The sequence below is a fragment of the Clostridium sp. genome (assembly GCF_051654825.1).
In the GTDB taxonomy this organism is placed as follows: domain Bacteria; phylum Bacillota; class Clostridia; order Clostridiales; family Clostridiaceae; genus Clostridium.
This window is the reverse complement of record NZ_JBOFYU010000035.1, coordinates 79209-91539: the sequence shown is the minus strand read 5'-3', so window position 1 is coordinate 91539 and position 12331 is coordinate 79209. Positions and strand designations below refer to the sequence as shown.

The following is a 12331-nucleotide window of genomic DNA, read 5'->3' as shown; positions in this document are numbered from 1 at the left end:
AGTAAGACCCCTTGAAGAACACAAGGTTGATAGGTCAGAGGTGTAAGTGTGGCAACATATTTAGCTGACTGATACTAATAGGTCGAGGGCTTGACCAATAATATACAAGAATTCATGTGCAATTTTCAGAGAACATTCTGAAAAATATTCCGTGGTAGCTCAATGGTGGAGCACTCGGCTGTTAACCGATAGGTTGGAGGTTCGAATCCTCTCCACGGAGCCATTTTTTAAAAAAAGTTTTATAAGAATAGAGATAATCTATTTTTATAAAACTTTTTTTATTTTATTTCAAAAATGTAACTGTTTTGTAATGCTTGGTTAATAAAATGTAATGATTTTGTTAAATTAAAAATGTATAATTAAAACAAGGACAAGCATTAGATAAATTTAGAGAGGGTAATAAAATGAAAAATAAAAAAAGATTCGTCACATTTTTGGCACTTTTAATAGTTAGTAGTATAACCATAGTAATAGGCACAAGTAAATTTAAAAAGAATGATATTAACGTTAATGCAGGAACTATAGATTCGGTTAGTGATGAAACAATTATTGAGGAAAATGAGAAAAAATTAGATAACTCGGGATATTTAACTTTAAATGAGGATCCAAATGCAGATGATGCATCTGTAGTTTTACCTGAAACTATGTATGAGTATGATTTTTATAGGGAAGATGGAAAAAGGGTTGCATATCTTACTTTTGATGATGGGCCTTCAGAATATATAACAGAAGAAATATTAGATGTTCTTAAATTAAATGATGTAAAGGCAACATTCTTCACTCTAGGTAATGTTATAGAAAATAATCCTAAAGCTCCAGAGTTGTTAAAAAGAATGGCAAAAGAGGGACATTCAATAGCAAGTCATGGATATTCACATAATTACAAAATTTTATATCCAAATGGATGGATTGATGTTGAAGCTTTTATGAATGATATTAAAAAAAATGAGACATTATTAAAAAGTATATTAGGTGAGGATTTTACTACTAGAGTAATAAGAATGCCAGGTGGTCACGGAAGTTGGGATGGAATAACTGCTTTAGATTCTGCTTTATTAGAGGCAGGAATATATCAAACTGATTGGAACTCTTTAAATGGAGATGCAGAAGGTCAGGATTTACCAGTAGACTATTTATTATCTAGATTAAAGGAAACTGTTGGAGATCAAGATGTCGCTATAGTTTTAATGCATGATACAGATGCAAAGCAAACTACAGTAGAGTATTTACAGGGTGCAATTGATTATTTAAAATCAGAAGGGTTTGAATTTAGAACTTTAAAATAAGAGGCGGTTAACCGTCTCTTATTTTATATATGGTTATATAAAGAGAAAATAGTAAATAATTAAAATATACAAGAAATAAAGAGGGGTAGAAGATGTCTAAGATATTATTAGTTGAAGATGAAGCTAGCATTAGAGGATTTTTAAAGATAAATTTGCAAAGAAATAATTTTGATGTTATTGAAGCAGAAACAGGTGAAGAAGGAATAAATAAGGCTATTATAGAAAAGCCAGATGTAGTTATATTAGATGTAATGTTACCTGGAATAGATGGGTTTGAAGTTTGTAGGAAGTTAAGAGAGCAAAATAAGTCAATTGGAATAATAATGCTAACGGCAAAAGGTCAAGATCTTGATAAGATAATGGGACTTGAGTATGGTGCAGATGATTATATAGTAAAACCATTTAATCCAATGGAAGTAGTACTTAGAATAAAAGCATTATTAAGACGAGTTTGTAATTTAATTGATGGAGAAAGTAATAGGATTGTAAGAGGAGAATTTGTAATAGATTTATACTCTCAAACATTACTTAAAAATAATGTAGAACTAGATTTAACACCTAAAGAATATTTATTAATGAAGTTATTCTTAGAAAATCCAAATAGAGCATTCAGTAGAGATAACTTATTAGATTTAGTGTGGGGAAAAAATTATTTTGGAGACCCTAAAATAATAGATGTTAATATAAGAAGGCTAAGAGCTAAAATTGAAGAAAATGCATCTGAGCCAAGATATATTGAAACTATTTGGGGTGTAGGATACAAATGGAGAGATTAAAGTTTAACAGCATAAAGGGAAAGCTAATAAGAAATTTCTTTATATTAATAATGATAATTTTAATTTTCTTAAATATTCTTTTATTTGGATTTGTTAAAAAGTATTATTATGATAATGCGGAACAAGTGCTTAAAAACCAAATACAAGTATCTACAAATTTTTATAATAGATATTTTTCAGAAGAGTCTTTAATAAATATTGTATATGATAATATAGATGCCTTTTGGAGTGGAAATAACGCTCAAGTTGAGATCTTAGATGACAAAGGTAAGCTTTTGATGGATTCATTAGGAGTGAAGGATAGTAAAATACTAAATACTCCAGATATTGAAAAGGCTTTAAAAGGGCAAACCAGTAGATGGGTAGGTAATGTTGATTACTACTCTGAAAAAGTTATGATTGTATCATCACCAATAATATCTAATGATACAACAATAGGTGTATTAAGGCTTATAGTATCACTTGAGAATGTAGATAGCATAATTAGTAGTTTAATGGTATTTTTCTTAACTATATCAATTATAGTGCTTGTTATAGCGATAGCTTTAATTATAATAATGTCTAATAATATTGTAGAGCCCATCAACTCATTGACTAAAGTAGCAGAAAAGATGGCAGCTGGAAATTTAACTATAAGAAGTAAAACAGAAAGTAATGATGAGGTAGATAAGCTTGCAAATACGTTAAACTTTATGGCAGATGAACTAGAAAAAAGAGAGCAGCTTAAAAATGAATTTATTTCATCTGTATCTCATGAATTAAGAACACCACTCACAGCTATAAAAGGATGGGCTATAACTTTAAATAATGAGGAAACTGATAAGGATACATTAAAAATAGGTTTTGATATAATAGAAAATGAAACAGATAGGCTAACTAATATGGTAGAAGAACTTTTAGATTTTTCAAGATTAATAAATGATAAGCTTACATTAAGAAAAGAAGAAGTAAATGTAGAATTATTTATTAAGCATATTGAAAATTATATGAAACCTAGGGCAAAAAGAGAAAACTTATCATTTAGCGTTATTATGATAGAAAATACAGGAATAGCGTATATTGATAAGGATAGATTAAAGCAAGTATTAATTAACATACTAGATAATTCATTTAAGTTTACAGAATCAGGAGGAAAAGTATCATTAATAGTTTATAGATTAGATGATATATTAAAGTTTATTATAGATGATACAGGTTGTGGTATTTCAAGTTCAGATTTACCTAAGGTTAAAGAGAAATTCTTTAAAGGAAAGACTTCTAATTCAAAAAATGGTATAGGACTCTCTATTTGTGATGAAATAATAAAATTACATAAAGGGTCATTTAATATAGAAAGTACGCTATGGGAAGGAACAAAGGTTGAAATTAGTATTCCTGTTGAAGGTGATAACTAGTATGAAAAGATGGATACATTTAATTTTAATAATATTTTTAACAAGCCTTTTTAATGGTTGTACAGACACTAATATTAATAAATCAGGATCATCTTTTGGAATTCCAGAGAATAATTCACTTATGATTAAAGGTAGTTGGGAAATAAGTGACGCTATTGAAATAAAAAGTAGTATAGAATCTAGTGATAAAGAAATTAGACAAGATTATATTGGAGAAAAAATAGAAATATCTAGTGAGGGAATAATTATTGGAAAAGAAAATATTTATATAAACCCCAAGTATAAGCTTAAGGTTGTAAACCAAGATTATGTTTTATCTTATGAGTTAGGAATAAAGGTTAATGATGTAATTAAAGATAAAACTAATATAGATATTATTTCGATTATAGATAATAATAATTTAGTAGCAGAATTTATAGTTAATAACGAAAATAGTGGTTATATAATATACAATAATATAATTATTCCAGTTAAACGAACAAGTGATATTCCAGATATACAAAATTATGAATTTAATAATCCAAAGGATATTATAGAGTATTCAGAAAGTGAATATAATAGTGATGTAGGTGTAATGCTTGCATTAAAAACCCCAAGGGTAGAATTAGAAGATGGATCATATACAAATGAGGAATATAGGACATTATGGATTTCATTTAAGGATGGAGCATTAGAGCCTATAATAGAAAAAAAGGATATAATTTTTCCAAGAATGAATGGAATATGGAAGATAAGTAAAGAAAATATTGAATCTAATGGATTTATTCATGAGGAATTAGTGTTATCTTCAGTTGATACTGAGCCAGAATTAAAAGCATATGGTGAATTACATGAAAATGAATATAAAAATATAAGATTTGTTTCTAATAATTATATTGCAATAGAAAAGTATAAGGGAACTGATTTTAAAAATAAATTTCCAATATATCAATTATTACCTATAGATAATGTAAACTCAGAAAGTGGAATTTCATTTGAGAACATCTATGGAAATGAATATATGGAAAAGTACAGACTAGATTATAACAATACGTTGAATAACTTATCAGATAAGGATAAAATAGGCTTAAGTACATCTATAGATTATAGTAATTTTTCATTAGAAAGAAATGAAGGTAGATGGAGTTTAGTAGGAAAAATATCTTCGATTGATAATAAAGAGAGTGGGCATGATTTTACTATAGGATTAAAGCCAAATGAAGTTTTATTAAACTATGATACATTAATGATACCATGGAAGGTTGCAAAGGGCAGAATTCCATTTATAGAAGATATATATACTTCACCAACAGGAAGAATTGCATTGGCTATTCTTAATGATTCATTAGTAATATATGAAATTCAAAATAAACAATTAGCTGAATCACCATTAGCTAATATTGAGCTAAATGATAATGAGGAAGTTATAATGGCTGAATGGTGTAGTGGAAGTTATGTAGATATATGGAAAAAGTACTTTTGGAAAGATGGAATAGAAATAATGGATTAGGAGGGGCATTATGTTATCAAAACAAATTGCATCTGCTGTATTAGCTAGATGCTTAATTACAGGTGGAGATTTTGCAGAGATATTTGAGGAAGATACAATAGATACATCTATAAGTATCTTAAATGGAAAGGTAGAAAACTCTGTTGCAGGTAGAAGCTATGGTGTAGGAATAAGAATTTTTAAGGGATTTAAAAGCGTTTATGCATACACAAATAATAATACATTAGATTCATTACTAAATACTGCTCATAAGGCAGCTTTAGCCTTAGGAGACTTAAAGAGTGAAGGCAATATAATTTTAAATGAAAGATTAAATTCTAATATACATCCAATAATATATTTACCATCAAATGTTGGAATAGAAAAAAAGATTGGAGTAATGAAAATTGCATATAAGTCAGCAAAGGAATATAACAATGAAATAACTCAAGTGTCAGTTGGATATTCTGATAAAGAGCAAAATATATTAATAGCAAATACTGAAGGATTATATACAGAGGATAAGAGAGTTAGAACTAGATTAGCGGTAAACTCAGTAGCATCATTAAATGGAGAAAATCAAACTGGATTTGAAGGTCCAGGAAGACATATGGGATTTGAAATGTTTAATGAAATAGATCCAGAGTTTTATGGAAAGGAAGCTTCAAGAGTAGCACATACTATGTTACATGCTAAAAATTGTCCAGCAGGAAAAATGCCTGTTGCAATTGATAATGGCTTTGGAGGAGTAATATTCCACGAAGCTTGTGGGCATTCATTAGAGGCTACAGCAGTTGCAAAAGGAAATTCTGTATTTACAGGAATGATAGGAAAGCAAATAGCATCTACTAAGGTAACTGCTATAGATGATGGAACTATAAAAAATGCGTGGGGTTCATTAAATATAGATGATGAAGGAAATAAAACTAAAAAAAATATATTAATAGAAGATGGAATATTAAAGTCTTATATGATAGATAAGTTAAATGGAAGAAGAATGGGGATGGAGCCAACAGGTAATTCGAGACGTCAAAGCTATAAATATGCTCCAACTTCAAGAATGACAAATACCTATATAGCTGCAGGAACAGATAAAAATGAGGATATTATAAAATCTATTTCATATGGATTATATGCAAAGAAAATGGGTGGAGGATCAGTTAATCCTGTTACGGGAGAATTTAACTTTGCCGTTTCAGAGGGGTATATAGTAAAAGATGGAGTTATTCAAGAACCAGTTAGAGGAGCAAGTTTAATTGGTAAGGGAAGTCAAGTATTAATGGATATAGATATGGTTGGTGATAATCTAGATCATGGTCAAGGTATGTGTGGATCTTCATCAGGAAGTATTCCTACAAATGTTGGGCAACCGATGATTAGAGTAAAAGAAATTACAGTAGGTGGAAGATAGGAGGGGGAATATGAATTTAAATATTTTTGTAGATGATCTTTTTAAAGAAGCTAAAAAAGCTGGGTTTAGTGAATATGAAGTTTATTATTTAGATAGAGAAAGTCTAAGTATAAGTGTATTTAAGCAAGAAGTTGAAAAATATAATTTAACTAATTCTTATGGATTATCATTTAGAGGAAAAATAAATAATAAAGTAGGATATTCATATACTGAAATTTTAGATAAAGATGCAATAGATATGTTAGTAAGTAAAGCAAAGGAAAGTGCTTTAGCTATAGAAAATAATGATGAGATATTTATATATGAAGGTGATAGTGAGTATAAAGATATAAATACTTATTATAAGGATTTAGAAAATTTACAAGCTGATAAGCTTATAGAGTTAGCATTATCTATGGAAAAGGAATCTACTTTATTAGATAGTAGAGTTCATAGCTTTAGTGGATGCGGAATTTCATATAGCAATTCTACTTATGGAATTATAAATTCAAAAGGTTTAGACTTAAAAAATAAATCTAATTTATTAAGTGCATATGTTGCGCCAATAATAAAGGATGGAGAAAATATGTATGATGGGATGGGATATGTAGTAGCAAAATCAATAAATGATGTAAATTCAGCCAAAATAGCTGAAGATGGTGTAAAGGAAGCTACTTCAAGAATTGGTGGAAAATCAATCCTATCTGGAAAATATAAGTGCATAGTAAACAATGAAGCAATGGTTTCATTATTATCTACTTTTGCATCTATATTTAGTGGAGATGCAGCTCAAAAGGGCTTAAGTCTTTTAAATGGGAAAGAAGGAGAAGTAATAGCAAGTGCTAAGGTGACATTAGTTGATAACCCTCACTTAGAAGATGGATTAGCTTCAGTATCTTTTGATGATGAAGGTGTAGCAACCTTTAAAACAAACTTAATTAAAGATGGTGTTTTAGAAACGTTACTTCATAATTTAAAAACTGCTAACAAGCAAAATACTAAATCAACAGGAAATGGATTTAAGGCTTCTTATGCGTCACCAGTTGGAGTTTCACCAACTAACTTTTATATTGAAAAGGGAACAAAAACTATTGATGAGGCAATGAAAGAAATAGGTAATGGTTTATTAATTACTGAATTTGCAGGATTACATTCAGGAGCAAGTTCAGTAACAGGTGATTTTTCACTTGCAACTAAAGGTTTCTTAATAGAAAATGGAGAAAAATCATATCCAGTTGAACAAATAACTGTAGCAGGAAACTTCTTTGATTTATTAAAGGATGTAGAAGAAGTATGTGATGATTTAAAATTCCCTATGAGCAGTGTAGGAAGTCCATCAGTAATAATAAAAGAGCTTTCAATAGCAGGAAAATAAAAAAAGGCGTTTTAAGCGCCTTTTTATTTTTTAAGATAATTAGATCTAATCATTTTATCTGATAGCTCTACTATATTTTTATACATATTTATTTCTTCTTCAGTTAATCCATCTCCTACTACAGATAGGTTGCTTAATACGGCAAAGGATTTATTAGTGTTTAATAAATTTCTACCTAAAGTAGTATTATTATATTTTTCATTTGGAACTCCCATTAAATATAATAAAGTAGGCATTATATCTATTTGTCCACCAATAGTATCAAAGGTTTTAGGTGAATTTATATCTTTTGACCAAATGATAAATGGAACAGTATGGTCTCCATTATCTAAATACCAATCTTCTTTTGTACTTAGTTCATCAATATTATGATTATAGTACTTATGAACACCAGCATGATCTCCCTCAATTACTATAGTTGTATTATCAAGTAAACCTGATTTATTTAATAAATCTAAAAACATACCTATTTGCTGATCTGTATATCTTACACTTTCAAAGTATCCACCTAACTCATTATTTGCAAGCTCTTCATCTAAACCAAGAGTTCTATACTCATCAGGTAAATCAAAAGGACCATGATTTGTTAATGTAACTGTAAAAGCATAAAAAGGATTTTTCATGTCTTCTAGCATTGGAATTAGTTGCATAAAGTAGCTTTTATCTGATAATCCCATACCTATTTGTTCATCGATATTAAAGGAATAGTAGTCAAGAAAACTTTGGAAACCTATTCCTGTTAATCCACCAACATAATTCCAAAATGATCCTTTATCAGGATGAATAGCTGCAGTTTCATATCCCTTTTCTTCTAAAAGTAAAGGAAGCGAATTATAAGTTGTATTAGGATATCTAAAGAAGGTACTACCCCTTCTTAAAGGAAACATTGATGTATTTATCATTAAGTCAGCATCAGAACTAGTTCCTTCATTTACTTGTTCGTGTATATTGGGGAAATAGAAGCCTGTCTTTACTAATTCGTCTATAACAGGAGTTATAGGTTGATTATTTACATCTTTTCCTAAAACAAAGCTTTCTAATGATTCAACTTGGATAACAAGTAAATTTTTACCTTCCATCATTCCAAAGTATTCGTTGTTAGGCAAGTTTTCATTTTTCTTTTCAAAAAAGTTATTTATTTGTAGTTGCTCCTCATCTGTAAGATTATAAGGTTTTGAATCCTTATAAACATTATATAAGTCAAATACGTGATATCCTATTGGTGATAGATATCTAGCAGTGTTAGTTGGATCATAATTATCAAAAATATGAGCATTTTTAACTGAGTTATCTTCTAAAATAAATAAATTAAAAGGAACATATAATATGTAAATTAAAGAACTTACTAATATAACAATAAATGAAATTGGAGCTCTTCTTTTAGTTCTTGAATAAGATCTTTTGGTAAAGAATACAAATAACCCCAGTATTATAAAGTCTAAAATAAATAAGAAATCATATTTACTAAACATAGACAATATAGTGGAGCCCATGTTATCAATATTAGATGTTTGCATTAATAATAAGGCAGAAGGCATTGTTAAGAAGCCTCTAAAGTAACATAAGTCTCCTACTATTAAAATAGTTAAAATCAAATCAATTACAAATAAGTAAATAACTCTTCCTTTTCCTTTAAATAATAAAGCAAAGCTAAGAAAAGCCAGCACAAAGGAGTAGTAATATTCAATATAGTTTTTAGATATTAGATATCCATTATTAATATTTAATTCATAAGGATTTTGATTACTTACAAATCCTTGAAATAATATACCCTTTGAAACAATTCCTATTACTGGAATCAAAAATAATAAGAATCGAATTACTCCGTCGAATCCTATTTTAGTTGTTAAGAAAGATCTTAACTTGGATAAGAGTTTGTCCATAAATTTACCTCCATAAGGAATTCTTTAGTTTTCAGTATTTAAATTATATTATAGGCAAATTTATAAATCAAATAACATTATGTAAATTTTTATGAGAAGTAAAGAATACATTGTAATAAATAGTACTTTTTACTTAGTATAATAAAAGTAAAATTTTATATGATATAATAAAGTATGTTTAGTTAGATATATTAAGGAGGTAAGCTATGCTTCAATATGATTTAATTATTATTGGTGGAGGGGCATCTGGATTATCAGCTGGTGTTACAGCTTTAAAAAATGGAATAAAAAAAATATTAATATTAGATAGAAATGATGATTTAGGAGGAAACTTAAATCTTTTTATTCATAGAGGATTTGGAGAATATTATTTAAATGAATCTGTTACAGGACCAGAGCTTGCAAGTAAGTTAATAAATGATTATATACTTTTAGGTGGCGAATATAAAAAGGAATCTCAAGTTCTAGATCTTAATGATGAAAAAGTTATTACCTTTGTTAATCCACAAGATGGAATACAATCAATATGTGGAAAGGCTATAATTATTGCATCAGGATGTAGGGAAAAGTACACAGGAAATATAATAGTACCTATTCATAAATATACGGGTATTTTTACAGTAGCTTCAGCACATAAGCTAGTAAATTTTCAAGGATATCTACCAGGAAAGGAAGCAATAATTGTTGGGAAGAATAGATGGTCATTATTATTAGCAAGGAGATTAGTAATCGAAGGTGCTAATATTAAGGCAGTAATAGATAATTCTACAAATGGATTTATTGCAAAAGAAGATAAGCAATTAATAGAAGGATTTAATATTAGAATTATTGAAAACTCTAATATTATAGAGCTTTCAGGTAAAGATAGAATAGAAAGTGTAGGTATTCAAAAATATGATGATGAAAGTTTTGAAGAAATAAGCTGTGATTCTCTTATTTTAACAGTTGGATATCATCCACAAACACAATTTATAAAGGGAAGTAAGATTAAGATAAGCCAAGCAGATGAACTACAAGTAGAAGATTATAAAACATCAATAGAAGGAATTTTTGCGTGTGGAACAGTTGTTAATGGAGAAAGTGGATTAGAGACAAGTGGAAAGTATGGAGAAGAGGCTGGGATAATGGCAGCTAATTATTTAAAAATAGAAAACTAGCATCATTTATAAAAAATATGAATTAAATGCTATTTTTATGAATAATAATATAATGTTTAATATTTTGTAAGGGGTTAGTATGAAGATAGCATATTCTATACCAGCATTTATAAGAAGTGAGGAAGAATATAAAAAATTAGATCTTAAGATGATAAGTAATGTTCTTTATAGTGCTGAAGGTGATGATGATGTAATATTTATTTTCTATAATCAAGGGTGTCTAAGTAATGATGATTTAGATGGATTAATTCAAAATTTTAATATAAGATATGAAATTATTGGAGAGGGGAAAAATGTAGGTATTCCAAAGGCTAGACAAGAGGTTTTTGAATATGTATGGAAAAACTACCCTGATATTCCCTATCAAGTAGAGTTACATTTGGATATGATACTACATAATAAGTGGTATCTTCCTATTACTGACTATTTAGATACTCATGAAGATGAACCATGTATGGCACCAGCTATAATAAATGGCTTTGGTGGATATACAATGGGTGGTAATGATAATATGAAGATAGATGGAAAAACACTAGAAGAAGCTATAGACTTTTTAAGTAAAATAAAAGTTGATGATATAGTAAGGGGATTTTTTCATCCTATAGTTCATAATTCAAGAATACTTAAAGAGGTTGGTGGAATTGATTTAAGGTTTTTAAAGGGCAATCAAGGATTTGAAGATTATGCAATTTTAATATCTTATTATAATTATATCGGTAGTAAAAAGAAGTGGTATCCAAAGGCTAATGGAAATACAACCGTTTTTCATAATTTAGTTACTCAAAGAGGAACTGTTGGAGGAGTTATGGAAAGCATAGCTATAAACGAAGAGGGCTTATATAGGCAGTTTGGAGCTAATGGATTTAAAGTATTATCAGAAATGCTTGATGATAATGAATATACAGGGAAAATTTATGCTAATAGAGTAAATAATTTTATTAATGCTAAATATGAATTTGTTAATAATAATTAAAAATAAGAAAGTCTTATGATTAAAATTTATAATCATAAGACTTTTATTATTTTAATATAATATCAAAGGCTTCTTTATAAAGTAAGTTCTGTCCCTCTGGATTTAAATGAATTCCATCTAAAAATATGTTATTTTTTATGTTAGCTAAAGTTAAGCTATAAAAATCTATATATTTTAAATTATAATTATTTGATAATTTAATAATCTGCTCTCTTAGAATAGGTAAGTTTTTTTCACAATATAAATAAGTATCTGTTGGATAAAAAAGCTTATAAGCATCTTCAGAGATTATAGCTGGTGGAAGTCCTAAAAATATAGTGCAATTTATACGCAATAAATCTTTAATCATTATCTCAATATTATCTACTATGCTAGAGACACTTCGATTAGATAATAAGTCATTAGTACCGCCCATTATGAAAGCCATATTTGGATTTTGTGATAAAACATCATCATTAAATCTAAATAACATATCGGTTGTTGTATTTCCATTTATACCTTTATTAACAATATTAAGATTAGAGTTTAAATTAAGCTTAGATACCCAGTTGTCACTTTTATGAACTCCATAACCATAAACCAAGCTATCTCCAATAAATACAGTAGTTTTTTTCATTAAAATCATCCTT

General features: G+C 28.4%; 10 protein-coding genes, 1 tRNA gene and 1 rRNA gene. 10 read left to right on the top strand and 2 right to left on the bottom strand.

From position 1 onward, the window contains the following. The 8 genes from ACRDBA_RS02075 to ACRDBA_RS02040 form a co-directional block, all read left to right on the top strand. Positions 1-98: ribosomal RNA gene (locus ACRDBA_RS02075) — 23S ribosomal RNA — on the top strand; the annotation flags it as partial. A 50-nt stretch (positions 99-148) separates the two neighbouring features. Then, positions 149-223 (top strand) — tRNA-Asn (locus ACRDBA_RS02070). Between the two features lie 181 nt (positions 224-404). Continuing rightward, complete coding sequence (locus ACRDBA_RS02065) at positions 405-1286, top strand: polysaccharide deacetylase family protein (protein WP_438571278.1); 882 nt, start codon at positions 405-407, stop codon at positions 1284-1286. A gap of 92 nt (positions 1287-1378) precedes the next feature. Continuing rightward, positions 1379-2062, top strand: coding sequence for a response regulator transcription factor (locus ACRDBA_RS02060; protein ID WP_438571277.1), 684 nt, complete (start codon positions 1379-1381; stop codon positions 2060-2062). After that, positions 2050-3456 (top strand): ATP-binding protein, encoded by a 1407-nt coding sequence (locus ACRDBA_RS02055; RefSeq protein ID WP_438571276.1) that lies wholly within the window; start codon positions 2050-2052, stop codon positions 3454-3456. Before ACRDBA_RS02060 ends, ACRDBA_RS02055 begins: the two co-directional genes overlap by 13 nt. A 1-nt stretch (position 3457) precedes the next feature. Continuing rightward, positions 3458-4945 (top strand): hypothetical protein, encoded by a 1488-nt coding sequence (locus ACRDBA_RS02050; RefSeq protein ID WP_438571275.1) that lies wholly within the window; start codon positions 3458-3460, stop codon positions 4943-4945. A 10-nt stretch (positions 4946-4955) separates the two neighbouring features. After that, a complete protein-coding gene (locus ACRDBA_RS02045; protein WP_438571274.1) occupies positions 4956-6335 on the top strand; it encodes a TldD/PmbA family protein in 1380 nt (459 codons plus the stop codon). A gap of 10 nt (positions 6336-6345) precedes the next feature. Then, on the top strand, positions 6346-7689 hold the full coding sequence (locus ACRDBA_RS02040) for a TldD/PmbA family protein (RefSeq protein WP_438571273.1): 1344 nt from the start codon (positions 6346-6348) through the stop codon (positions 7687-7689). Between the two features lie 23 nt (positions 7690-7712). Here the strand turns inward: ACRDBA_RS02040 and ACRDBA_RS02035 are convergent, their stop codons facing one another. Beyond that, positions 7713-9572 carry an LTA synthase family protein gene (locus ACRDBA_RS02035; RefSeq protein WP_438571272.1) on the bottom strand — a complete coding sequence of 620 codons (1860 nt, stop codon included), beginning with the start codon at positions 9570-9572 and terminating at the stop codon, positions 7713-7715. 206 nt (positions 9573-9778) lie between these two features. Here ACRDBA_RS02035 and ACRDBA_RS02030 point away from each other — a divergent pair, with 206 nt between their 5' ends. Further along, complete coding sequence (locus ACRDBA_RS02030; RefSeq protein ID WP_438571271.1) at positions 9779-10729, top strand: NAD(P)/FAD-dependent oxidoreductase; 951 nt, start codon at positions 9779-9781, stop codon at positions 10727-10729. 79 nt (positions 10730-10808) lie between these two features. Beyond that, a complete protein-coding gene (locus ACRDBA_RS02025; protein ID WP_438571270.1) occupies positions 10809-11702 on the top strand; it encodes a hypothetical protein in 894 nt (297 codons plus the stop codon). 46 nt (positions 11703-11748) lie between these two features. Here the strand turns inward: ACRDBA_RS02025 and ACRDBA_RS02020 are convergent, their stop codons facing one another. Beyond that, the gene (locus ACRDBA_RS02020; protein WP_438571269.1) at positions 11749-12318 is read right to left on the bottom strand and encodes a GDSL-type esterase/lipase family protein; all 570 of its coding nucleotides are present in this window, start codon (positions 12316-12318) and stop codon (positions 11749-11751) included. Between the last annotated feature and the right edge of the window lie 13 nt (positions 12319-12331).